Source organism: Pseudomonas sp. QL9, assembly GCF_041409665.1.
Classification (GTDB): Bacteria; Pseudomonadota; Gammaproteobacteria; order Pseudomonadales; family Pseudomonadaceae; genus Pseudomonas; species Pseudomonas knackmussii.
In genome coordinates, this window is record NZ_CP166971.1 from 2,860,134 (window position 1) to 2,883,157 (window position 23,024).

Genomic DNA, 23,024 nt, shown 5'->3' on the forward strand with positions numbered 1-23,024 from the left:
TAAAACGAACGTGACAAGGCGTTTTGGCGGCAAAGTGTCAAAAATATTGAAAATTCGCCCACTCCGGTTTAGGGTGGCGGACAGCGTGGCCAGTGCGCCGCCTTGCAGAATTTCTGACAGCGCGCCCCTCCTGCGGGCGCCGGAACTTCGATAAGTAATTCAATAAGAGGACAAGTTGTCATGGGTAACCTCACTCGCGCCGATTGGGAAGCTCGCGCCCAGAACCTGAAGATCGAAGGCCGCGCCTTCCTCGACGGCCAGTACGTCGATGCCGCCGACGGCAAGACCTTCGACTGCCTGAGCCCGGTTGATGGCCGCTTCCTGGCCAAGGTCGCCAGCTGCGACGCCGCCGACGCCGAACGCGCCGTACAGGTTGCCCGTGCCACCTTCGAATCTGGCGTCTGGTCGCGCATGGCGCCGGTCAAGCGCAAGAAAGTCATGATCCGTTTCTCCGAGCTGATGCTCGAGCACGCCGAAGAACTGGCGCTGCTGGAAACCCTGGACATGGGCAAGCCGATCAGCGACGCGCTGAACATCGACGTCTCCGGTGCCGCCAACAGCATCCGCTGGAGCGCCGAAGCGATCGACAAGATCTACGACGAAGTCGCCGCCACTCCGCACAACGAACTGGGTCTGGTCACCCGCGAGCCGGTCGGCGTGGTTGCTGCCATCGTGCCGTGGAACTTCCCGCTGCTGATGTCCTGCTGGAAGCTCGGCCCGGCGCTGACCACCGGTAACTCGGTGATCCTCAAGCCGTCCGAGAAGTCGCCGCTGACCGCCATCCGCGTTGCCCAACTGGCCATCGAGGCCGGCATCCCGAAAGGCGTGTTCAACGTCCTGCCGGGCTTCGGTCACACCGTCGGCAAGGCCCTGGCCCTGCACATGGACGTCGACACCCTGGTGTTCACCGGTTCGACCAAGATCGCCAAGCAGCTGATGGTCTATGCGGGCGAGTCGAATATGAAGCGCGTCTGGCTGGAAGCCGGCGGCAAGAGCCCGAACATCGTCTTCGCTGACGCCCCGGATCTGAAAGCTGCTGCCGAATCCGCCGCCAGCGCCATCGCCTTCAACCAGGGCGAAGTCTGCACCGCCGGTTCCCGCCTGCTGGTGGAGAAATCCATCAAGGCCGAGTTCCTGCCGCTGGTGATCGAAGCGCTGAAGGCCTGGAAACCGGGCAATCCGCTGGACCCGGAAACCACCGTCGGTGCGCTGGTCGACACCACCCAGATGAACAACGTCCTGGGCTACATCCAGGCTGGCCACGACGACGGCGCCAAGCTGGTTGCCGGCGGCAAGCGCACCCTGGAAGAGACCGGTGGCACCTATGTCGAGCCGACCATCTTCGACGGCGTGACCAACGCCATGCGTATCGCCCGTGAAGAAATCTTCGGCCCGGTCCTGTCGGTGATCGAGTTCGAAGACGCCGAAGAAGCCGTGCGCATCGCCAACGACACCCCGTACGGCCTGGCCGCTGCGGTGTGGACCAGCAACCTGTCGAAAGCGCACCTGGTCGGCAAGGCCCTGCGCGCCGGCAGCGTGTGGATCAACCAGTACGACGGCGGCGACATGACCGCTCCGTTCGGTGGCTTCAAGCAGTCGGGCAACGGCCGTGACAAGTCGCTGCACGCCTTCGACAAGTACACTGAGCTGAAAGCTACCTGGATCAAGCTGTAAGACGATTCAGGCTGCGCAAGGTCGGCCCCGGGCAACGGGGCCGGCTCTGACAAGAGCCATACCCGCGGCCGGGTTTCCTTAGGGGAGCCCGGCCGTTTTGCATTGCGCGCCGGGTGACTTCTGGCCCGGAGTGCGCTCCGGATGGAACGGGAGAACGACAATGCGTTGGGGTCCTTATTTCGCTGTCTGCCTATCGGTCATCAGCATCGGCCTCGCCCTGGGCCTGACCATGCCGCTGGTATCCCTGCGCCTGGAAGGCTGGGGCTACGGCAACTTCGCCATCGGTGTGATGGCCGCGACGCCCGCCGCCGGCGTGCTGCTCGGCGCACTTATTGCCGGTCGTCTCGCTGCGCGGATCGGTACGCCGCGGCTGATGCGCTGCTGCCTGCTTAGCGGCGCCTTTTCCATTGGCCTTCTGGCGCTGCTGCAGAGTTATCCGATCTGGCTGGTGCTGCGCCTGCTGATCGGCGTGCAGCTGACCGTGGTGTTCATCCTCGGCGAAAGCTGGATCAACCAGTTGGCGATCGAGAAGTGGCGTGGCCGCCTGGTTGCGCTGTATGGCACCGGCTATGCGCTGAGCCAGCTTTCCGGTCCGGTTCTGCTGACATTCATCGGCACCGCTGACGATCGCGGGTTCTGGATCGGCGTAGGCCTGCTGGTATGCGGCTCGTTGCTGTTGCTGGGCCGTGGCGGCGCACCCAAGGTCGATCCGCACAGCGCCTCCGGCCGCGGCCTGTTCGCCTTTTGCGCCAAGCTGCCGGCGATCGCATGGGCGGTGGTCCTGTTCGCCGGCTTCGAGGCGATGATCCTCACCCTGCTGCCGGTCTACGGCGTGCGCCAGGGCTTCAGTCAGGCGGTGGCGCTGAGCATGGTCACTGTGGTGGTGGTCGGCGATGCGTTGCTGCAACTGCCTATCGGCTGGCTGGCCGACAGGGTCTCCCGACAGAGCCTGTTCCAGGCCTGCGGGGTCATCCTGCTGCTTAGCAGCCTGGGCATCCCGCTGCTGCTCCACGGTCCGGCGATCTGGCCGGTACTGGTGCTGTTCGGCGCCAGCGCGGGCGGGTTGTTCACGCTGTCGCTGATTCTCATCGGCGAGCGTTACCGCGACGACCAACTGGTCCGCGCCAACGCGCACATCGCACAGCTCTGGGGGATTGGCTGCCTGATCGGTCCGCTGACCACCGGCGCAGTCAGCCAGTGGGTGAGCGGCCATGCGTTGCCACTGATGATGGCGCTCGGCGCTTTCGGCTTCGTCATCCTGGTCTGGCGCAAAGGGCTGCCGCCGGTCGAAGTGCAGGGGAGTGGGCTGCCCGAGGCGAGTGGGCGCTAGGTCCGGCGCCAACGTTTGCCCTTACCTGTAGGAGCGGACCTTGTCCGCGATAGCTGGAGGTTCCGGCGCGATTCGCGGATGAGATCCGCTCCTAGAGCATTTTCTCGAGGCCGATGGCGCCGGCGATCCAGGCATTGAAGCGGCGCCACAGGCTACCCGGCTCGTGGTGCAGCACACGGGGATGCCCGTCCTTCTCGTCGACCCACACCAACCGTGGCTGGCCGGCCGAGCGGTCGATGCGCACCCGGTAGCTGACGCTCGGCGACATCCCGGCCAGCGCTAGTTTGCGAGTGTTTTCCGCGAGCTCAGGGCTGTCGACGATGATTCCGACCTCGGTATTCCAGATGATCGAGCGTGGGTCGAAATTGAACGAGCCGATGAAGACCTGGCGGCGGTCGAAGACGATCGCCTTGCTGTGCAGGCTGGCGTTGCTCGACCCGCGCACGCGCCAGGGCGCGCCGGCCAGGTGCTTGTCCGGCTGGGCGCGCAGTTCGTAGAGCTGCACGCCGTGCTCCAGCAGCGCCATGCGTTGGGGCGCGTAGCCGGCGTGGACGGCGGGCACGTCCGTGGCTTCCAGCGAGTTGGTCAACAGGCGCACGCTCACGCCCTGGTCGGCGCGCCCGGTCAGGTAGGTCATGCCCTTGTCGGTTGGCACGAAGTAGGCCGACACCAGGATCAGCTCCTGCGATACCTGCTGGAACAGCGGATCGAGCTGCGCGCTCAGCTGCTGGCCGGCCTGTCCGGGGCCGCGGTCGAGCACCTTCAGCGGGTCATCCCAGACCGCTCGGCCGGGCGCCCAGATCAGCTCGTCGAACCAGCTGGCGAGGTTGCTCGAAAGGCTGCGCTGGCGCAGGCGTTCCAAGTAGCTGGAATGCTGCACCTGGCTTTTTTCCATATAGCGCTGCAGGCGGGCTCGCGCGCGCTCCAGCTCGCCGTGGCTGGGTTTGCTCCACAGGTAGTCCTCGATGGGGCGGCTGATGGCGCTGTTCCAGTACTGGTCGAAGCTCTGCCCCAGCTCGCCGGCCACGGGCCCGGCGGCGAGCAGGTCGAGGTCGCTGAAGTTCATCTCCGCCTTGGCCCCGAAGTACTCGTCGCCCAGGTTGCGCCCGCCGACGATGGCCACGCTGTTGTCGGCCAGCCACAGCTTGTTGTGCATGCGCCTGTGCTGTTCGGCGAGGTTGAACAGACGTCCGAGGTTGCGCGTGATGCCGGTGCTGCGCCCCAGATGCAGCGGATTGAACAGGCGGATCTGGATGTTCGGGTGCGCGGCGAAGGTTCCGAGCTCGTAGTCCCAGCCGTCGCTGCTGGTGTCGTCGATCAGCACGCGCACGCGCACGCCGCGGTCGGCAGCGCGCAGCAGCTCGTAGATCAGCGCGCGCGTGGTGATGCCGTCGTGGACGATGTAGTACTGGATGTCCAGGCTGCGCTGGGCGGCGCGGATCAGGTCGACGCGGGCGAGGAAGGCGTCGCTGCTCGACGGCAGCAGGCGGAATCCGGATTGGCCCGGATGTGCGGCGGCGCGTTGCTGCACGCCATCGCCCAGCAGTGTGCCGGGTGCCGCCAGGGCATGAGATGGCGTGGGAAGCGGGGCGCTGGCGCAGCCACCGAGAAGCAGCAGCGCCAGCAGCAGGAAGCGTTGTAGCAAGCAGAAGTCTCCGGACCGTCGCCCATCGACGGTGCGCAAGATTCTAGCCGCTGAGCGCTTCCTTGAAGCGATACCAGGCCATGCCCAGCGCGAGCAGCGGCGAGCGCAGCAGCTTGCCGCCAGGGAAGGTGATGTGCGGGACCTTGGCGAACAGCTCGAAGCCGTTGCTGTGTTGCCCGGCGATGGCCTCGGCGAGCAGCTTGCCGGCCAGGTGGGTGGCGTTCACGCCGTGGCCGGAATAGGCCTGGGCGAAGTACACGTTGGGCTGGTCGGGCAGGCGGCCGATCTGCGGCAGGCGGTTGGCGCCGATGCCGATCATGCCGCCCCACTCGAAGTCGACGCGCACGTCCGCCAGGTGCGGGAACACTTTGAGCATCTTTGGCCGCATGTAGGCGGCGATGTCTTGCGGATCGCGTCCGGAATAGTGGCAGGCGCCGCCGAACAGGAGGCGGTTGTCGGCCGAGAGGCGGTAGTAGTCCAGAGCCACGCGCTGGTCGCAGACCGCCATGTTCTGCGGCAGCAGTTCGCGGGCACGCTCCGGCGCCAGCGGCTCGGTGGCGATCACGTAGCTGCCGGCCGGCAGCACCTTGCCGTCGAGGTAGTTGTTCAGGCCGTTCTGGTAGGCGTTGCAGCCGATCACCAGGGTCTTGGCACGCACGCTGCCCTTGGCGGTACGCACGCGCACTTCGGGGCCGTATTCGATACCGATCACCGGCGAATCCTCGAACAGGCGTACGCCCAGGGACTGCGCGGCGGCCGCTTCGCCGAGGGCCAGGTTGAGCGGATGCAGGTGGCCGGAGCCCATGTCGACCATGCCGCCGACGTAGCAGTCGGCACCGACGATGCTGCGCATTTCCTCTTTCGGGACCATGCGCAGTTCGTGCTGGTAGCCCAGGCCCTTGAGCTCTTCGTAGTCCTCGCGGAAGCCTTCGACGTCCGAGGCCTTGTTGGCCAGGTCGCAGTAGCCCCAGGTCAGGTCGCAGTCGATGGCGTACTTCGCCACGCGCTGGCGGACGATTTCCACCGCCTCCAGGCCCATCAGCTTGAGCTGGCGCACGCCGTCCTTGCCGATCACCGGCTCGAACTGTTCGACGCCGTGGCCCACGCCGCGGATCAACTGCCCGCCGTTGCGCCCGCTGGCGCCCCAGCCGATCTTGTGCGCTTCCACCAGGATCACCGAGAGGCCGCGCTCGGCCAGCTCGATCGCCGTGTTCAGCCCGGAAAAGCCGCCTCCGATGACACACACGTCCGCCTTTTCCTCGCCGGCCAGGGGCGGGCACTCGATGCGACGATTGACCGTCGCGGCATAGTAGGAAGGGGCGTGCTGGTCGGTGTGCACCGGGAGGCGAACGCGGGCGTTCATGTGCGATATCCTGATTATCGTGTTGTTAAAATTTTACGCAGGATAAACGCCGACTTCCCGCTGCGCCAAGCGGGAAGTTGTAAAGATGCAGGGAGTAGGCGGCGATCAGTCGGGAATCGGCAGGGTCAGGCTTTCCTTGACCTCTTCCATGACGATGTAGCTCTTCGACTCGCGCACATGCGGCAGCTTCAGCAGGATGTCGCCGAGCAGCTTGCGGTAGGAGGCCATTTCCGAGATGCGCGCCTTTACCAGGTAGTCGAAGTGGCCCGACACGAGGTGGCACTCCAGCACGTGCGGAAGCTTGAGCACGGCGCGGCGGAAGTCCTCGAAGGTGTCGCCGGACTTGTAGTCCAGGCTGATCTCGACGAACACCAGCAGGCTGGCCTTGAGGTACTGCGGGTTCAGCCGGGCGTTGTAGCCCATGATGATTCCCTCGCGCTCCAGGCGCCGCACGCGTTCGGTGCAGGGCGTGGTGGAGAGGCCGACCCGCTCGCCCAGCTCGGTGAAGGAGATACGCCCTTCTTCCTGGAGGATTCGCAGAATATTGCGGTCGATCTTGTCCAGTTCGCGGCGGCTTTGGTGCTGGGTTCTCATGGTCGGATGCTCTGGGGGATTTCTTATGAGTGGTGATTGTCGCCAAATATAGTCTGTCAGCCAGTGAATATCACTGCGGCTTGATCTTCTGGCGGCCCGCCGCCAGCCTTTTCCCTGGCCCGAACCGGATACCCGGGCGCGACCGTTCGGCCTCTGGAGCCTGGCATGCCGTCAATCCGTCCCCGCTTGCCGCTGTTGCTGGCGCTTCTCCTGCTGTTGCTCGTCGGCTTGGCGTGGCAGCAATGGCAGCGCTTGCTCACCGACCAGGGCGTGCTGCAACTGGACTGGCAAGGCACGGAGCTGTCGCTCGACGGCGTGCGTGTGGAGCGCCTGACGCTGCGTCGCGAGCTCGGCGGGGAGCGCCTGGACGTGCTCGGCGACCAACTGCACCTGGAATGGCCGCGCCGCGTCGATGGGCGCTGGCGCTTGGGGCCGCTGTCGCTCGATCGCTTGCGGGTCTCGGCCTGGCGTGCCGCCCCCGGAACGCCGCCACCTGGCACCGGGCTGCACCCGGATCAATTGGCCGGCTGGTTGAGCCTGTTGCCGCAGAGCATCGCCCTGCCGCACCTCGAACTCGAGCTGCCGTGCCCCGGCGCGCCGGTGTGCCGATTGAACGGCAGCTTTGCCTGGCGCCAGTTACCCAACAGCGCCGCGGCCCTGGGCGCCGAGTTGCATCAGGGGAGCAGGCGGCTGTCGCTCAACGGTGAACTGCGCCGGCAGGACGCCAGCTGGCAGTTGAACCTGAGCTGCGATATCGACGAGCAGCGCCTGGCCGACCTGCAGGCCGAGTGGCTGCCGGCAAGCCGCCAGTGGCGCGGCAGCTTGGCCAGCCCCGGCCTGCCACCCCTGGATGCCGTACGCACCTGGCTCGCGCCCTGGCTGCCGACGCCGACCCTGCCGCTGTTACTGCCGGAGGCCGGGCGCTTGCGCCTGACCTGGGACACCGTGCTCGCCGGCGATTCGCCCTGGCCAGATTGGCCGGGGCTGCGCGACAGCCGCGGCAGCCTGGACCTGAACATGCAATTGCCGCAGCCTTGGCCGCTCCCCGGCGTTGGCGGCCTGCAGGGCGATCTGCAGCTACAGGCTGCAGCGGAGCAGCCGGGGCACTGGCGGCCGCGCATTCTCAGTGGCGACCTGTATCTCGCCGACCTCTATGGCGATTGGCTGCAAGCGCTGCCGGTAGGCCTGCGTCCGGCGAGCCTGCGAGTGCAGATGCAGCCGGAAGAGGGCAGCGTGCCGGCGGTGCGTATAGATGCCCGCGCAAAGGGTGCGAGTACCGCGCGTCTGCGTGGCGTGCTGGCCCTGCGCGACGGCGAACCGTCGAGCCTCGAGCTGCGAGAAGCTAAATTGCAGGGCCAGGTGCCGAATCTGCAGCTGGGTGATCTGCGCCTGGCGGGCGGAGTGATCGACCTGCCGCTGGAAGGCGAGCTCGGCAGCCGCGCGACGACTTTGCGCCTGGGTCGCGATGCGCAGGTGCGTCTCGCGAGCCTGTCCGGCATTGCCGGAGTCAGCGGCGCAAAGGTCGGCGCCAAGACGACCGGCGCCTCCCTGCAATTGGGTTATTCCAGCGAAAATCCCATCAGCTACTCCTTCGCCGGCCCAGTGCGCCTGGAAGTCGGCAATCTGCGCCAGCCCCACCTCAAGCCGCTGGGCTGGACGTACCAGGGCGACCTGAATGCCAGCCAGCTCGAACAGAGCGCCAAGGGGAAATTGCAGAACACTGGCGGGCTGGTGACCGATATCGTGTTGCACCGTGCCGCTGACGGTGGCCTGCAGCTAAATGCGCAGGTGCCGGAAGTCACCCTCGGTGGCGGCAATCCGCTGGCGGCCAGCCTCGCCGATTGGCCGGCGCTGCTCGGCTTCGACAATGGCCGACTGCAGGGCCGCCTCGACTGGAGCCTGCCGGCCGGCAAGGCGCAGCAGCTCGATTTGCAACTGAGCGCGAGGGGCCTGGAGGGCGTTTACGACCGCAGCGAAATCCACGGCGCAGACGCCAGTGTGCAAGTACAGCTGCGCGGCGATGCCCTGACGATTCAGTTGCCCGCGCTACGCATAGAGCGCCTCAACCCCGGCGTGATGTTGGGCCCGCTGCAGCTCCAGGGGCGCTACGGGGCGACGTTGGGCAAATTGTTTGGCGGACGACTCGACTGGCAGCAGGCCGAAGTCCGCCTGTTCGGCGGGCGCGCCTGGCTGGCGCCGGGCGGCCTGGATCTGGCACGGGACAATGCCCCACAGAGCCTGCACCTGGAGGGTGTGCTGCTGGAAGAAGTCCTCAAGGCCTATCCGGCCGAAGGGCTGGCCGGAAATGGCGTCATCGATGGCGAGCTGCCGCTTCAGGTCGCGCCGGGCGGGCTCAGCATCCAGGGCGGCAAGCTCGCGGCGCGGCAGCCGGGCTTCCTGCAGTTCCGCTCGGAGAAAATTCGTGCCCTGGGCAGCAACAACCCGGCGATGCAACTGGTGGCCACGGCCCTGGACAACTTCCGTTACCAGCAACTCGGCAGCTCGCTGGATTATGCTCAGGACGGTCGCCTGCGCCTCGGGCTCAGTCTGAGCGGGCAGAATCCGGCGCTGGAACAGGGCCGGCCGATCAACCTCAACGTCAATCTGGAAGAGAATATTCCGGCCCTGATGACCAGCCTGCAGCTGAGCGACCGGGTCAGCGAGATCATCCGCAAGCGCGTGCAGGAGCGCCTGCGCAAGAACCCTTCTGCCGCGCCTTGAGCGCAAGGAGAACCGCATGCGCTTCCGCGCCCCCTTCATCGCCCTGGCCCTGCTCGGCCTGGTCCAGGGCTGCACGCCGACGGTCCAGCTGGCGGCGCCCAAGGAGCCGATCAACATCAACTTGAACGTGAAGATCGAACACGAGATCTACATCAAGGTCGACAAGGCCCTGGACGGCATCATCAACGAGAACAGCGGTCTGTTCTGAGGAGCTTTCACATGAAATTGCGCAGCAAACTCGGCGCCGCCCTGCTGGTTCTCGGCCTGGTCAGCCTGCCGGCGCTGGCCATGAACCTGGAGCAGGCGATGGGCGCCCTCGGCGCGGCCAAGGCCCAGGGCCTGGTCGGCGAGCAGCCCGACGGCTACCTCGGGGTGGTAAGCAATAGCGGCCAGGCGGCGGACATCGCCAGCCAGATCAACGCCGCGCGGCGCGCCGAATACCAGAAGGTGGCCAGTCAGAACGGCGCCAAACTTGCCGACGTCGAGGCTCTGGCCGGGAAGAAGGCCATGGAGCGCACGCCTGCCGGGCAGTACATCCAGCAGAACGGCAAGTGGGTGCGCAAGTAAGGGGATTTCCCTGTCAGCGCCGCCCATCGTGCGGCGCCTGCGGCAGGCAGCCGCAGCGAGCTTTATTCCTGTTTCCGGCGAGCTGTGCGGGATTTAATCCTGCACCTCTTCGTCTGTGCAAAATTCCTTTCTGAAAAGCTCAATTAAGCACCCATTGATCGCTGCGGTATTTTCGGGTGATTCGCTGTCATGTCTGGTGGATGTGGCTCCGTAACTTGGGCTTTTGCCAGGATTTTTCCTCAATTACTCCTGTTTAAATGGTGAATATATCTGGCGCGACATTTCTATACTGCGCGCATTCACGTTCAAAATAAGAAACATCGTGCAGACAAATGCGCGATGTCAGGAGGCAGCGATGCGTGTTCTGGTGCTTGGCAGCGGTGTGATCGGTACCGCCAGTGCTTACTATCTGGCCCGTTCCGGCTTCGAGGTGGTGGTCGTCGACCGCCAACCCGGCCCGGCCCTGGAAACCAGCTTCGCCAACGCCGGCCAGGTTTCCCCTGGCTATGCCTCGCCCTGGGCCGCCCCGGGCATCCCGCTGAAGGCCATGAAATGGCTGCTGGAAAAGCACGCGCCGCTGGCCATCAAGCTCACCGGTGATCCCAGCCAGTACGCCTGGATGTGGCAGATGCTGCGCAACTGCAACGCCGCCAGCTACGCGGTGAACAAGGAGCGCATGGTGCGTCTGTCCGAGTACAGCCGCGACTGCCTCGACGAGCTGCGCGCCGAAACCGGCATCAGCTACGAAGGCCGCACCCTGGGCACCACCCAGCTGTTCCGTACCCAGGCGCAGCTCGACTCCGCCGCCAAGGACATCTCCGTACTGGAAAGCTCGGGCGTGCCCTATGAGGTTCTCGACCGCGCCGGCATCGCCCGCGTCGAACCGGCCCTGGCCAAGGTCGCCGACAAGCTGGTCGGTGCCCTGCGTCTGCCGAACGACCAGACCGGCGACTGCCAGATGTTCACCACCAAGCTGGCCGACATGGCCGCTGGCCTGGGCGTCGAATTCCGCTTCAACCAGAACATCCAGCGCATCGACTTCGCCGGCGACCGCATCAATGGCGTATGGGTCGATGGCCAACTGGTCACCGCCGACCACTACGTGCTGGCGCTGGGCAGCTACTCGCCGCAGATGCTCAAGCCGCTGGGCATCAATGCCCCGGTGTACCCGCTGAAGGGCTACTCGCTGACCGTCCCGATCACCAACCCGGACATGGCGCCGACCTCGACCATCCTCGACGAGACCTACAAGGTCGCCATCACCCGCTTCGACCAGCGCATCCGCGTCGGCGGCATGGCAGAAATCGCCGGTCTCGACCTGTCGCTGAACCCGCGTCGTCGCGAAACCCTGGAAATGATCACCAACGACCTCTACCCCGAGGGCGGTGACGTCAGCCAGGCGACCTTCTGGACCGGCCTGCGCCCGGCCACTCCGGACGGCACCCCGATCGTCGGTGCGACCCGCTACCGCAACCTGTTCCTCAACACCGGTCACGGCACCCTGGGCTGGACCATGGCCTGCGGCTCGGGCCGCTACCTGGCCGACCTGATGGCGAAGAAGCGCCCGCAGATCAGCACCGAAGGCCTGGACATCTCCCGCTACAGCAACACCTCGGAGAGCCAGAATGGCCATCCTGCGCCGGCACACTAATGCCCGCATGAGCCAGATCGTCGTCCACAACGGCACCGTCTACCTGGCGGGCCAGGTGGGCGACGACATGGCCGCCGGCATCGAGCAGCAGACCCGCGAGACCCTGGCCAGCATCGAACGCCTGCTGGACGAGGCCGGCACCGACAAGAGCCGGATTCTCTCGGTGACCATCTACCTGAAAGACATCGATGCGCACTTCGCTGGCATGAACAGCGTCTGGGACCAGTGGCTGCCGCAAGGCGTCGCTCCCGCCCGCGCAACCGTCGAGGCCAAGCTCTGCGAGCCGGAGATCCTCGTCGAGATGTCGGTGGTCGCGGCGCTGCCGTAACGACTCGCGTATGCCCGGCCACAGTGCCGGGCTTTTTTTGATTCCCGCAGGAGCGCGGTTGCGCGCGAGCCTGCCGTATTCGTACAAGAGAATTCCCGCCATGCGTCCAGCCCGTGCCCTGATCGACCTGAAGGCCCTGCGCCACAATTACCGTCTGGCTCGCGAAGTCAGCGGCGCCCGCGCGCTCGCGGTGGTCAAGGCGGACGCATACGGCCACGGCGCCGTGCGCTGCGCGCAGGCGCTGGAAGCTGAGGCTGATGGCTTCGCCGTGGCCTGCATCGAGGAGGCGCTGGAGCTGCGCGAAGCGGGCATCCGCGCGCCGATCCTGCTGCTCGAAGGCTTCTTCGAGGCCAGCGAGCTGGAACTGATCGAACTCCACGACCTGTGGTGCGTGGTGCATTCGGCCTGGCAGCTGGAGGCCATCGAGCGCGCCCGTCCCGGCAAGCCGCTGACCCTGTGGCTGAAGATGGACTCAGGCATGCACCGCGTCGGCTTCTTCCCGCAGGACTACGCCGCTGCGCTGGCTCGCCTGCAGGCGCTGCCGCATGTGGCGAAGGTCGTGCTGATGAGTCACTTCGCGCGTGCCGACGAGCTGGATTGCAGCCGCACCGAAGAACAGGTCGCGGCCTTCGAAGCCGTACGCAGCGGGCTGGGCCAGAAGTTCGAGGTCAGCCTGCGTAACTCCCCCGGTATCCTCGGCTGGCCGAGCGTACCCAGCGACTGGGTGCGCCCGGGCATCATGCTCTACGGCGCCACTCCCTTCGAACAGGATCACCCGCTGGCCGATCAGCTGCGCCCGGTGATGACCCTGGAGTCCCAGGTGATCAGCGTGCGCGAGCTGCCGGCCGGCGAGCCGGTAGGCTACGGCGCCCGCTTCGTCGCCGAGCGCCCGGTGCGCGTTGGCGTGGTCGCCATGGGTTACGCCGACGGCTACCCGCGCCATGCGCCGGATGGCGCGCCGGTGTTCATCGATGGCCGGCCGAGCCGGATCATGGGTCGCGTGTCCATGGACATGCTTACCGTCGATCTCACCGACCTGCCCGGCGCAGGCCTCGGCAGCCGCGTCGAGCTGTGGGGCTCGCAGGTCCCGGCCAGCCGCCTGGCCAGCCTCTGCGGCAGCATCCCCTACCAGCTGTTCTGCAACCTCAAGCGCGTCCCGCGTGTCTACTCGGACGAATAGGCGACGAGTTGCGTAAAGTTTGCGCAGGATTCATGGCCGCTATGTTGTAAATACTGAACGGTGTTGCCATGATACGGTCCACTTCGAACCCGCTCGCCGTGAGGCGTTGGCGGGTTTCGCCTTTAGAGCCTGCCAGAACAAGAAAGAAGGAGGACCCCACCCTTGGACGTTGGTGCTCGTCTGCAAGCGATCCGCAAACTCAAAGGGCTGTCCCAGCGTGAACTCGCCAAACGGGCGGGCGTTACCAACAGCACCATCTCGATGATCGAGAAGAACAGCGTGAGTCCTTCGATCAGCTCCCTGAAGAAGGTGCTTAGCGGCATCCCGATGTCCCTGGTCGAGTTCTTCTCCCTGGACATCGAGCAGGACAGCAACACGCAGGTGGTCTACAAGGCAGACGAACTCAGCGACATGTCGAATGGCTCGATCATCATGAAGCTGATCGGCAAGGCCTATCCCAGTCGCGCCATGACCCTGCTCGACGAGGTCTATCCGCCGGGTTCCGACACCGGTGACGACATGTACTCCCACGAAGGTGAAGAGACTGGCGTGCTCGTCGAGGGCCGCCTCGAGCTGACCGTCGGCGACGAGGTGTACGTCCTCGAGAGCGGCGACAGCTATTATTTCGATAGCACTCGCCCGCACCGCTTCCGCAATCCCTTCGACGCCCCGGCGAGGCTGATCAGCGCGACGACCCCGGCAAATTTTTAGAGGCGGCTGAGCCGCCTGCGACTGTATGACGCAAGCCCTGCCGGGGGCCTGCAATTGTTACGTACTCGAGGTCTTCCGTTATACTTGCGCCGCCCGCGCGACCTAGACTGCGATGGATTCCGTGCTCGGGCGTGACTAGCCACGAAGAGGGTGAAAGGGTGAACCTGATTAAAAAAATGCTGGTGGCCCAAGCCGCCGTGCTGGCCCTGTTGGCCGCGAGCGCTCAGGCTACGACCAATGATGACGCGATTGCCAAGCGCCTCGAGCCGGTGGGCAAGGTCTGTGTCCAGGGCAAGGAATGTGAAGGTGTAGGCGCTGTCGCTTCCGCGGGTGCCGCGGGCGGTGCGCCGCGTTCCGGCGAAGAGATCGTCGGCAAGGTTTGCACCAACTGCCACGGCACTGGCCTGCTGGGCGCGCCGAAAGTTGGCGACAAGGCCGAGTGGGGCAAGCGCGCGAAAGAGCAGGGTGGTCTCGACGGCCTGCTGGCCAAGGCGATCTCTGGCTTCAACGCCATGCCGCCGCGCGGTACCTGCGCCGATTGCTCGGATGCCGAGCTCAAAGGTGCGATCAAGCATATGTCCGGCCTCTGATCCGACGCCAGACAACGAAAAAAGCCGCCCATGGGCGGCTTTTTCATTTGTGCTGTTCGCGAGCCGTCGATCAGTCGTCGAGAAACTCGACCTGGCCGTTCGCCAGGGACTTCACGCGTGCCAGCGATTCCACGCGGTAGCCTTCGCTTTCCAGCAGGGCGCGGCCGTCCTGGAAGGATTTCTCGATGACGATGCCCATGCCGGCGACGCTCGCACCTGCCTGGCCGATCAGGTCGATCAGCGCCTTGGCGGCGTGGCCGTTGGCGAGGAAGTCGTCGATCACCAGCACATGGTCAGCGCTGGTCAGATGGCGTGCGGAGATGGCGATGGTGCTTTCGGTCTGCTTGGTGAAGGAGAACACCTTGGAGATCAGCAGGTCGTTCTTCAGCGTCAGCGACTGGAACTTGCGGGCGAAGATCACCGGGATGCCGAGTTCCAGGCCGGCCATGACCGCCGGGGCAATGCCCGAGGCCTCGATGGTGACGATCTTGGTGATGCCCTGGTTCTTGAAGCGCTCGGCGAACTCATGGCCAATGTGCTTCATCAGCAGCGGGTCGATCTGGTGGTTGAGGAAGGCGTCTACCTTCAGAACCTGGTCGGAGAGGACGATGCCTTCGCTGCGAATCTTGTCTTTGAGGATGTTCAATTTGCGTGCTTCCTGGCGGAGCTGCTGCCGCTGGTGAAGCGCGTAATTCTACCTCGGACGCGGCGGAATGCGCGACCTCCCGACGGAAGTAAAAGCTGATCGATTGGACAGCTTGTGGGTCGCTGTCGGAATCGTAGGAGCGGATCTTATCCGCGAAAACCCCAACACCCATGCCCCCTGTAGGAGCGGGCCATGCCCGCGATCGCGGACAAGGTCCGCTCCTACAGGTTCGTCGGTCAGCGCTTGAGCAGTGCGCGGATATCCGCCAGTGCTGCGTTGCCCTTGGCTGCCTTCACTTCCTGCGGTGCGTCTTCCTGGCCTTCCCAGACCAGGTCTTCCGGCGGCAATTCGTCAAGGAAGCGACTCGGGGAGCAGTCGATGATCTCGCCGTACTGCTTGCGCTTGGCGGCGAAGGTCATCGCCAGGTTCTTCTTCGCCCGGGTGATGCCGACGTAGGCCAGGCGGCGCTCTTCCTCAATGGTGTCGGCCTCGATGCTGGAACGGTGCGGGAGGATCTCTTCCTCCACGCCGAGGATGAACACGTAGGGAAATTCCAGGCCCTTGGAGGCGTGCAGGGTCATCATCTGCACGCCTTCGGCGCCTTCCTCTTCCTCCTGCTGGCGCTCGAGCATGTCGCGCAGGACCAGCTTGGCGATGGCCTGCTCGATGGTCATGTCGCCTTCTTCGTCGCGCTCCAGGGTGTTCTTCAGCGCTTCGATGAGGAACCAGACGTTACCCATGCGGAAGTCGGCGACCTTGTCGCTGGAGGCGTTCTGCCGCAGCCAGTTCTCGTAGTCGATGTCCATCACCATGCTGCGCAGTGCGCCGATGGGATCGTTGCCGGCGCATTGCTCGCGGACCTTGTCGATGAAGCGCTTGAAGCGCTGCAGGCGTTCGACATAGCGATTGTCCAGGTGCTCGGACAGGCCCAGTTCGCCGGCGGCGGCGAACATCGAGATGCCGCGCTCGGTGGCGTAGTTGCCGAGTTTCTCCAGGGTGGTGGAGCCAATCTCCCGGCGCGGCACGTTGATCACCCGCAGGAAGGCGTTGTCGTCGTCCGGGTTCACCAGCAGGCGGAAGTAGGACATCACGTCCTTCACTTCCTGGCGGCCGAAGAAGCTGGTGCCGCCGGAGAGGCGGTAGGGAATCTGGTGATGCTGCAGCTTCAGCTCGATCAGCTTGGCCTGGTAGTTGCCGCGGTAGAGGATGGCGAACTCGCTGTAGGGTCGCTGCGTCTTGAGGTGGATGGTGAGGATTTCCATCGCCACCCGCTCGGCCTCGGCTTCCTCGTTGCGGCAGCGGATCACCCGGATCGGGTCGCCTTCGCCCATCTCGCTCCACAGCTGTTTCTCGAAGACGTGCGGGTTGTTGGCGATGAGGATGTTGGCGCATTTGAGGATGCGGCTGGTGGAGCGGTAGTTCTGCTCCAGCATCACCACCTTCAGCGAGGGAAAGTCTTCCTTCAGCTGCATCAGGTTTTCCGGGCGCGCGCCGCGCCAGGCGTAGATCGACTGGTCGTCGTCGCCCACCACGGTGAAGTGCGCGCGCTGCTGCACCAGCATCTTCACCAGCAGGTACTGGCTGGCGTTGGTGTCCTGGTATTCGTCGACCAGCATGTAGCGCACGCGGTTGCGCCACTTTTCCAGGATGTCCGGGTGGTTCTGGAACAGCTTCACCGGCTGCAGGATGAGGTCGTCGAAGTCCACCGCGTTGTACGCGCGCAGGGTGCGCTGGTAGTGCAGGTAGACCATCGCCGCGGTCTGTTCCTTGGGGTTGCGCGCCTTCTCCAGCGCCTCTTCCGGCAGGATCAGGTCGTTCTTCCAGGCGCCGATGAGGTTCTTGATCTCGTCAATGCCGTCGTCCCCGGAGTACTCCTTCTGCATGATGTCCGTCATCAGCGCCTTCACGTCGCTCTCGTCGAAGATCGAGAACCCCGGCTTGTAGCCGAGCGCGGCGTATTCCTTGCGGATGATGTTCAGGCCCAGGTTGTGGAAGGTGGAGACCGTCAGGCCCTTGCCTTCGCCGGGGCGCAGCAGGGTGCTGACGCGCTCCTTCATCTCGCGTGCGGCCTTGTTGGTGAAGGTCACCGCGACTATGTATTGGGCGCGGATACCGCACTGCTGGACCAGGTAGGCGATCTTGCGGGTGATCACGCTGGTCTTGCCGGAGCCGGCACCGGCAAGCACCAGCAAGGGGCCGCCGACGTAGTTCACGGCTTCCTGCTGCCGGGGATTGAGTCGGGACATGAGGCGTGGGGGAATCTGTTGCGAAGAGGGCGGCCATTCTAACAGGACGCCCCGAGCCTGTGGCGGCGGCCGGAAAAGCGGCAATCTGTGACGCTGTCGAGCTTCGCTGTTTTGGATAAATTCACTCTTGTATTAGGCTTGTACCGGCATTACTTGAAGAAAACTCTGAAGAGTTTCTCCGAATCCCGCATAGGATCTGGCTTACAGCCAGCAGCGGCGGTGTTCACAACCGGGGCGACCGGCGCACGGAATGGCGCTCGGGAATCGTTCCTTTTCGATGGATGGGGGTCGCTTGGCTGCGTCGGTGGAACCAACGCGCCTGCTCCTGCTGGCGGAAGCGCCGCAGTGGGTCCAATTGCTGCGCGAGCATCTCGGCGCGCTGGGGGCTGCCTATTCGTTGATTACCGCGCCGTCCTGGGAATCCGCCTGCAGCCTGTTCGACGAGGACCAGGTCGGCCTGCTGCTGGCCACCCCGGACAAGCTGCCCTCCAGCGGCCAGTGCGGCCTGCCGATGATCGTCCTGCTGGAGCGCGAGCCTGCCACAGCGCCGGCCGGCGTCGCCGACTGGCTGGTGCCCGAGACCCTCAACGGCGAAGTGCTGCGCCGTGCGCTGCGCTACGCCCGTGAGCGCTCGAACCTGCAGTTCACCCTGCAGCGCCTGGCCGAACAGGACCCGCTGACCGGCATCGCCAACCGCCAGGGCTTCCAGACCCTTCTCGCCGCGCGCCTGGCCGAGTTCCAGGGGCGTGGCCTGGCGCTCGGCCACCTCGATCTGGACAACTTCCGCCACGTCAACGATGCCCTCGGCCACCAGGGCGGTGATCGCCTGATCCTGCAGGTCGTGGCGCGCCTGAAAGGGCAGCTGGAGCACGGCGACAGCCTGGCGCGCCTGGGCAGCGACGAATTCGCCCTGCTGCTGGATACCCGCCGCGATCCCGCTCGCGTAGAGCGCCTCGCCGAACGGATCGTCGAAGTGCTCGGCGAACCCTACTGGGTCGAAGGCGAGAGCCTGCTGCTGGGTTGCAGCCTGGGCGTCGCCCATGCGCGTTCTGGCGACAGCGCCGACACCCTGATGTGGCATGCGCACATCGCCATGCAGCAGGCGAAGATTCGCCAGGGCTGTACCTTCCACCTGTTCGACGAGCGCATAAATCGGGGGGCGCGCAGCCTCGCCGACCTCGAAAGCGAACTGCGCCGGGCACTGCGCCGCGACGAGCTCGAACTGCACTACCAACCACGTCTGGACCTGGCGAGCGGAAGCATCGTCGGCCTGGAAGCCCTGGTGCGCTGGCGCCATCCGCAGCGTGGCCTGCTTACGCCGGGCGACTTCGTGCCGCTGGCCGAGGAAAGCGGGCTGATCGTGCCGCTCGGCTACTGGGTGATCTCGCGCGCCTTGCGCGACATGCAGTGGCTGCTCGGGCGTGGCCTGCCGCCGCTGCATATGGCGATCAACCTGTCGTTCCGCCAGTTCCAGGACAGTCAGCTGCTGCCAACGCTGCAGCGACTGATTCAAGAGCGCGGCGTGGATGCGCGCTGGCTGGAGTTCGAGCTCACCGAGACCGCCGTGATGCGCCGCAGCGACCAGGTGCTTCAGACCATGCAGGCGCTCGGTCAGCTGGGCGTGCGCTTCTCCCTGGACGACTTCGGCACCGGCTTCTCCTCGTTCGTCCACCTCAACAGCCTGCCGATCACCCTGCTGAAGATCGACAAGAGCTTCGTCGGCGGCATGCACGAGCGCGCGGAGAACCGCCAACTGGTGCGCGCGATGATCAACCTGGCGCACAACCTCAACCTGGAGGTGGTGGCCGAGGGCGTCGAGTGCGCCGACCAGCAACAGCAGCTGCGCCAGTTCGGCTGCGACCAGGTGCAGGGCTACTGGATCAGCCGGCCGTTGCCGCTGGCCGAGCTGGCGCGCTTCCTGGTGTTCGGCGCCGGTCGCGCGCTCAGGCAGCAGGACCCGGTGGGCAACTGAGCCCCGGCAGCGGCGCCGGTTGCAGCAGACGCGCCGTACGCCATTCGAAAGCCAGGCACAGCCCTAGCGCGGTGCAGGCCAATCCCGCAGCCAATCCCCACCACACGCCTTGCGGCCCCCAGCCGGCCGGGAAGGCCAGCAGCCAGGCCAGCGGCACACCGGCCAGCCAGTAGCCGGCGAGCCCGACCAGGAAAGTGGTGCGGGCATCCTTCAGCCCACGGATGGCGCCCATGGCGATGCTCTGCAGGCCGTCGAACAGCTCGAACCAGGCGGCAATCGCCAGCAGGCTCGTCGCCAACAGCACCACTTCGCGGTTGCCCGGCGCATCGAGGTCGAGGAACAGCCCGATGACTTGCCGTGGCGCCAGCCAGAACAATCCGGCAAAAGCGAACATGCACAGCGCGCCGAAACCGATGCCCACGCGCCCGGCGCGCCGCGCTTCGAGCAGGCGTCCGGCGCCGAAGTGCTGGCCGATACGGAAGGTCACCGCGTAGGAAATGCCCACCGGGACCATGAACGCCAGGTACACCGATTGGATGGCGATCTGGTGCGCCGCCAGCGCCGTGGCGCCGATCGCGCCCATGCACAGGGTGGCGACGGCGAACATGCCGGACTCCACTGCGTAGGTGCCGCCGATGGGTAGGCCCAGGCGAAGCGTGTCGCCGATGCCTTGCCGGTCCGGCCGGGCGAGCCCGCGCAGCAGGGAATAGCCGGCGTAAGCCGGATGCCAGCGCAGGTAGAGGGCGAGCGCCAGCGGCAGCAGGTTCATGACGATCGCCGTGACCAGGCCGATGCCGGCCAGGCCGAGGCGCGGCAGGCCGAACCAGCCGTGCAGGAAAGCGCTGTTCAGCAACAGGTTGGCCAGGGCGCCGAGCACGCTGATGGCCATCACCGGGCCGGTGCGCTCGATGGCGCTGGTGAAGCCGCGCAGCACCATGAAGGCCATGTAGCCGGGCAGGGCAAAGACGATGCTGTGCAGAAAACTCATGGTGCCCTGCATTGTTTCCGGCGCCTGGCCGAAAGTCAGCAGCACCGGCTCCAGGTTCCACAGCAGGGTGCCGGCCAACAAGGCCAGGCCGCCGCCGACCCAGAGCCCGGCCTGGACCGCACGGGCGGCGCCGGCTTTGTCCCGGGCGCCATGTCGGATCGCCACCAGGTTGCCGGTGGCGGCCACCACGCCGCTGCACACGGTCGACACGAATGCATAGGTAGAGGCGCCCAGGCCACCCGCGGCCAGCGCCTGCGGGCCGAGCTTGCCCATCATCAGGGTGTCGATGAAAAGCATGGCGACATAAGCCAGCTGCGCGGCGATCAGCGGTCCGGCCAAGCGCAGGATGGCCTTCAGTTCGGTCTGGTAGGCAGTAGGCATGAAATGAGTCTGGCTCAATGAAGACGCTCGCTCAGGCGCGCGCCTTGGTTTCGATCTGCTGATTCTGTGGGCTCTGGAGGGCTTCCCACAAAAGGAAAAAAGCGATGCAATGCATGAGTCAAACTCATGCATGGAGTGTTCGCCGTGAATCGCCGTCTGCCGCCGCTCTACGCCCTGCGCGCCTTCGAGGCGGCCGCGCGGCATTCGTCGTTCACCCGCGCAGCCCAGGAACTGGCGATCACCCAGAGCGCCGTCAGCCGCCATGTGCGCACCCTGGAGGAGCATTTCGACTGCCAGCTGTTCGTTCGGCAAGGCCGCCAGCTGCGCCTGACCGAGCCGGCGCGCCTGCTGCTGCCCGGCCTGCGCGACGGCTTCAATGCGCTGGAGCGCGCTTGCGCCGCCCTGCGTAGCGACGAGGACGTGCTGCGCTTGAAAGCCCCCTCGACCCTGACCATGCGTTGGCTGCTGCCGCGCCTGAGCGCGTTCCGCATGAGCAACAACGATGTCGAGGTGCAATTGACCAGCGCCTGGATGGACGTCGACCGCGTCGACTTCGCCCACGAGCCCTTCGACTGTGCGGTGCTGCTGGGCGACGGCAATTTCCCGGAGGACTGGGAGAGCGCTTTGCTGTTCCCTGAATGGTTGATCCCGGTAGGTGCGCCACAGCTGCTCGACGATGGCCCCTGGGACGTCGAGCGCCTGGCCGCGGCCGAATTGCTGCATCCGACGCCGGACCGCCGCGACTGGCGCCGCTGGCTGCAGCGCATGGGTCTGAGCGAGCAGGTGTCGCTCAAGGGCGGGCAGGTCTTCGATACCCTGGAGCTGGGCATAGTCGCGGCGACGCGCGGTTATGGCCTGTCCATCGGTGACCTGGTGATGGTTGCCGAGGATGCCGGCCTCGGCCGCCTGGCGCTGCCTTGGCCGACCGCGGTGGCCAGTGGCGAGTGCTACTACCTGGTCTGGCCGAAGGCGCGGCGCCAGCAGGAGCGCCTGCGCCGGCTGCGCGACTTCCTGCTCGCCGAAGTGCGGACCATGCAACTGCCCGAGGTGGAAATGCTCTCGTAGGAGCGGACTTTGTTCGCGATGCGCCCGCATGGCGCGCTCATGTTGGCGGGGAGCGGGGTGTAGGGACTTCGCGGATAAGATCCGCTCCTACACGGTAAAGGGCGGAATCTCGCGGGAACTTGCCGTTATCCGGCATGCAATGTCGCTATCAACCACGTTCTGGCGCTGTCGCAACGCTGGGCGTCGCCCTCGTCGTCGAACTGCAATGAGGCTTTGCTAGGGTCAGCTCTGGACTAGTCCAGGGAGGGGCCGAGCAGCGGTTCCTCCCCAACCCACACGACCATCCGGGGAAAAACCATGAAGCCGATGCGTACCTTGCTCGCCAGCCTGCTCCTTGCCGGCCTTGCCGGCCTTGCCGGCACCGCCAGCGCCGCCACCGAACTCAAGCACTGGCCGGAGCCGGCCGCCAAGCAGCTCGACGCCCTGATCGCGGCCAACGCCAACAAGGGCGCCTTCGCCGTCTTCGACATGGACAACACCAGCTACCGCTACGACCTGGAAGAGGCGCTGCTGCCGTTCCTGGAAATGAAGGGCGTGCTGACCCGGGAGAAGCTCGACCCTTCGCTCAAGCTGATGCCGTTCAAGGACGTCAACGGCCAGAAGGAAAGCCTGAACAGCTACTACTACCGGCTGTGCGAAGTCGACGACATGGTCTGCTACCCCTGGGTCGCCCAGGTGTTCTCCGGCTTCTCGCTCAAGGAGCTGAAGGGCTACGTCGACGAGCTGATGGCCTATGGCAAGCCGATCCCCAGCACCTACCTCGACGGTGACGCGGTGAAGAGCATCGAGATCCAGCCGCCGAAGGTCTTCGCCGGCCAGGCCGAGCTGTACAACAAGCTCATGGAGAACGGCATCGAGGTCTACGTGATGACCGCCGCCCACGAGGAGCTGGTGCGCATGGTCGCCGCCGATCCCAAGTACGGCTACAACGTGAAGCCGCAGAACGTCATCGGCGTGACCACCCTGCTGAAGGACCCGAAGACCGGTGAACTGACCACCGCTCGCAAGCAGATCAGCGCTGGCAAGTACGATCCGAAGGCCAACGAGAGCCTGGTCGTCACCCCCTACCTGTGGACCCCGGCGACCTGGATGGCCGGCAAGCAGGCGGCGATCCTCACCTACATCGACCAGTTCAAGAAGCCGATCCTGGTCGCCGGCGATACCCCGAGCAGCGATGGCTACATGCTGTTCAACGGCACCGCCGAGAACGGCCTCCACCTGTGGGTGAACCGCAAGGCCAAGTACATGGACCAGCTCAACGGCATGATGAAGAAGAATGCCGAGGCCCAGGCCAAGCTCGGCCAGCCGGTCACCGCGGACAAGAACTGGGTGATAGTGACCCCGGAACAGATCCAGTAAACCCGCCGCGAGC

The 23,024-nt window shown here is 65.5% G+C and carries 19 protein-coding genes; 13 read left to right on the plus strand and 6 right to left on the minus strand.

Translation table 11 applies throughout. The features are described from left to right. Positions 1-180 precede the first annotated feature (180 nt). Positions 181-1,674 carry an aldehyde dehydrogenase gene (locus tag ACA097_RS13520; RefSeq protein WP_043256451.1) on the plus strand — a complete coding sequence of 498 codons (1,494 nt, stop codon included), beginning with the start codon at positions 181-183 and terminating at the stop codon, positions 1,672-1,674. A 160-nt stretch (positions 1,675-1,834) separates the two neighbouring features. Next, on the plus strand, positions 1,835-3,004 hold the full coding sequence (locus ACA097_RS13525) for an MFS transporter (protein WP_160288775.1): 1,170 nt from the start codon (positions 1,835-1,837) through the stop codon (positions 3,002-3,004). Between the two features lie 91 nt (positions 3,005-3,095). Here the strand turns inward: ACA097_RS13525 and ACA097_RS13530 are convergent, their stop codons facing one another. The 3 genes from ACA097_RS13530 to dadR form a co-directional block, all read right to left on the minus strand. Next, positions 3,096-4,649, minus strand: coding sequence for a phospholipase D family protein (locus ACA097_RS13530; protein WP_371370389.1), 1,554 nt, complete (start codon positions 4,647-4,649; stop codon positions 3,096-3,098). Positions 4,650-4,692: 43 nt separating this feature from the next. Next, complete coding sequence (locus ACA097_RS13535) at positions 4,693-6,012, minus strand: NAD(P)/FAD-dependent oxidoreductase (RefSeq protein WP_371370390.1); 1,320 nt, start codon at positions 6,010-6,012, stop codon at positions 4,693-4,695. A gap of 105 nt (positions 6,013-6,117) precedes the next feature. Next, complete coding sequence (dadR, locus tag ACA097_RS13540; RefSeq protein ID WP_009614106.1) at positions 6,118-6,606, minus strand: transcriptional regulator DadR; 489 nt, start codon at positions 6,604-6,606, stop codon at positions 6,118-6,120. A 165-nt stretch (positions 6,607-6,771) separates the two neighbouring features. Here dadR and ACA097_RS13545 point away from each other — a divergent pair, with 165 nt between their 5' ends. The 8 genes from ACA097_RS13545 (at position 6,772) to ACA097_RS13580 (ending at position 14,354) form a co-directional block, all read left to right on the plus strand. Then, the gene (locus ACA097_RS13545) at positions 6,772-9,327 is read left to right on the plus strand and encodes a YdbH domain-containing protein (RefSeq protein WP_371370391.1); all 2,556 of its coding nucleotides are present in this window, start codon (positions 6,772-6,774) and stop codon (positions 9,325-9,327) included. Positions 9,328-9,343: 16 nt separating this feature from the next. Further along, positions 9,344-9,535 (plus strand): YnbE family lipoprotein, encoded by a 192-nt coding sequence (locus ACA097_RS13550; protein WP_371370392.1) that lies wholly within the window; start codon positions 9,344-9,346, stop codon positions 9,533-9,535. 11 nt (positions 9,536-9,546) lie between these two features. Next, the gene (locus ACA097_RS13555; RefSeq protein WP_371370393.1) at positions 9,547-9,894 is read left to right on the plus strand and encodes a YdbL family protein; all 348 of its coding nucleotides are present in this window, start codon (positions 9,547-9,549) and stop codon (positions 9,892-9,894) included. Positions 9,895-10,249: 355 nt separating this feature from the next. Next, a complete protein-coding gene (gene dadA / locus ACA097_RS13560; protein WP_371370394.1) occupies positions 10,250-11,545 on the plus strand; it encodes a D-amino acid dehydrogenase in 1,296 nt (431 codons plus the stop codon). Next, a complete protein-coding gene (locus ACA097_RS13565; protein ID WP_043256433.1) occupies positions 11,520-11,873 on the plus strand; it encodes a RidA family protein in 354 nt (117 codons plus the stop codon). Before dadA ends, ACA097_RS13565 begins: the two co-directional genes overlap by 26 nt. A 100-nt stretch (positions 11,874-11,973) precedes the next feature. Then, the gene (alr, locus tag ACA097_RS13570; RefSeq protein ID WP_371370395.1) at positions 11,974-13,053 is read left to right on the plus strand and encodes an alanine racemase; all 1,080 of its coding nucleotides are present in this window, start codon (positions 11,974-11,976) and stop codon (positions 13,051-13,053) included. A 162-nt stretch (positions 13,054-13,215) separates the two neighbouring features. Beyond that, positions 13,216-13,764: a cupin domain-containing protein gene (locus ACA097_RS13575; RefSeq protein WP_043256430.1), complete on the plus strand. Its 549-nt coding sequence runs from the start codon at positions 13,216-13,218 to the stop codon at positions 13,762-13,764. Positions 13,765-13,922: 158 nt separating this feature from the next. Then, the gene (locus tag ACA097_RS13580) at positions 13,923-14,354 is read left to right on the plus strand and encodes a cytochrome c5 family protein (protein ID WP_371370396.1); all 432 of its coding nucleotides are present in this window, start codon (positions 13,923-13,925) and stop codon (positions 14,352-14,354) included. Between the two features lie 70 nt (positions 14,355-14,424). Here ACA097_RS13580 and ACA097_RS13585 read toward each other — a convergent pair whose 3' ends face one another. Both ACA097_RS13585 and rep read right to left on the minus strand, forming a co-directional pair. Next, complete coding sequence (locus ACA097_RS13585) at positions 14,425-15,000, minus strand: xanthine phosphoribosyltransferase (RefSeq protein ID WP_043256427.1); 576 nt, start codon at positions 14,998-15,000, stop codon at positions 14,425-14,427. A 236-nt stretch (positions 15,001-15,236) separates the two neighbouring features. Then, positions 15,237-17,246 (minus strand): DNA helicase Rep, encoded by a 2,010-nt coding sequence (gene rep / locus ACA097_RS13590; RefSeq protein ID WP_043256425.1) that lies wholly within the window; start codon positions 17,244-17,246, stop codon positions 15,237-15,239. Positions 17,247-17,538: 292 nt separating this feature from the next. On the opposite strand from rep, the gene ACA097_RS13595 reads away from it, so the two are divergent. Then, on the plus strand, positions 17,539-19,218 hold the full coding sequence (locus ACA097_RS13595; RefSeq protein WP_043256423.1) for a bifunctional diguanylate cyclase/phosphodiesterase: 1,680 nt from the start codon (positions 17,539-17,541) through the stop codon (positions 19,216-19,218). Here the strand turns inward: ACA097_RS13595 and ACA097_RS13600 are convergent. Then, positions 19,190-20,587, minus strand: a complete 1,398-nt coding sequence (locus ACA097_RS13600; protein WP_043256421.1) for a NorM family multidrug efflux MATE transporter — start codon at positions 20,585-20,587, stop codon at positions 19,190-19,192. The two genes, ACA097_RS13595 and ACA097_RS13600, sit on opposite strands and share 29 nt — an antisense overlap. A gap of 144 nt (positions 20,588-20,731) precedes the next feature. Between ACA097_RS13600 and ACA097_RS13605 the strand changes: the two genes are divergently transcribed. Together ACA097_RS13605 and ACA097_RS13610 are read left to right on the plus strand one after the other, a co-directional pair. After that, the gene (locus ACA097_RS13605) at positions 20,732-21,652 is read left to right on the plus strand and encodes a LysR substrate-binding domain-containing protein (protein ID WP_043257865.1); all 921 of its coding nucleotides are present in this window, start codon (positions 20,732-20,734) and stop codon (positions 21,650-21,652) included. Positions 21,653-21,949: 297 nt separating this feature from the next. After that, the gene (locus ACA097_RS13610; RefSeq protein ID WP_371370397.1) at positions 21,950-23,011 is read left to right on the plus strand and encodes a haloacid dehalogenase-like hydrolase; all 1,062 of its coding nucleotides are present in this window, start codon (positions 21,950-21,952) and stop codon (positions 23,009-23,011) included. Positions 23,012-23,024 lie beyond the last annotated feature (13 nt).

Excerpts from the sequence above, each read along its gene's own strand:
- ACA097_RS13520 (WP_043256451.1), top strand. The coding sequence starts at position 181 with ATGGGTAACCTCACTCGCGCCGATTGGGAAGCTCGCGCCCAGAACCTG.
- ACA097_RS13525 (WP_160288775.1), top strand. The coding sequence starts at position 1,835 with ATGCGTTGGGGTCCTTATTTCGCTGTCTGCCTATCGGTCATCAGCATC.
- ACA097_RS13535 (WP_371370390.1), bottom strand. The coding sequence starts at position 6,012 with ATGAACGCCCGCGTTCGCCTCCCGGTGCACACCGACCAGCACGCCCCT.
- dadR (WP_009614106.1), bottom strand. The coding sequence starts at position 6,606 with ATGAGAACCCAGCACCAAAGCCGCCGCGAACTGGACAAGATCGACCGC.
- ACA097_RS13545 (WP_371370391.1), top strand. The coding sequence starts at position 6,772 with ATGCCGTCAATCCGTCCCCGCTTGCCGCTGTTGCTGGCGCTTCTCCTG.
- ACA097_RS13550 (WP_371370392.1), top strand. The coding sequence starts at position 9,344 with ATGCGCTTCCGCGCCCCCTTCATCGCCCTGGCCCTGCTCGGCCTGGTC.
- ACA097_RS13555 (WP_371370393.1), top strand. The coding sequence starts at position 9,547 with ATGAAATTGCGCAGCAAACTCGGCGCCGCCCTGCTGGTTCTCGGCCTG.
- dadA (WP_371370394.1), top strand. The coding sequence starts at position 10,250 with ATGCGTGTTCTGGTGCTTGGCAGCGGTGTGATCGGTACCGCCAGTGCT.
- ACA097_RS13565 (WP_043256433.1), top strand. The coding sequence starts at position 11,520 with ATGGCCATCCTGCGCCGGCACACTAATGCCCGCATGAGCCAGATCGTC.
- alr (WP_371370395.1), top strand. The coding sequence starts at position 11,974 with ATGCGTCCAGCCCGTGCCCTGATCGACCTGAAGGCCCTGCGCCACAAT.
- rep (WP_043256425.1), bottom strand. The coding sequence starts at position 17,246 with ATGTCCCGACTCAATCCCCGGCAGCAGGAAGCCGTGAACTACGTCGGC.
- ACA097_RS13600 (WP_043256421.1), bottom strand. The coding sequence starts at position 20,587 with ATGCCTACTGCCTACCAGACCGAACTGAAGGCCATCCTGCGCTTGGCC.
- ACA097_RS13610 (WP_371370397.1), top strand. The coding sequence starts at position 21,950 with ATGAAGCCGATGCGTACCTTGCTCGCCAGCCTGCTCCTTGCCGGCCTT.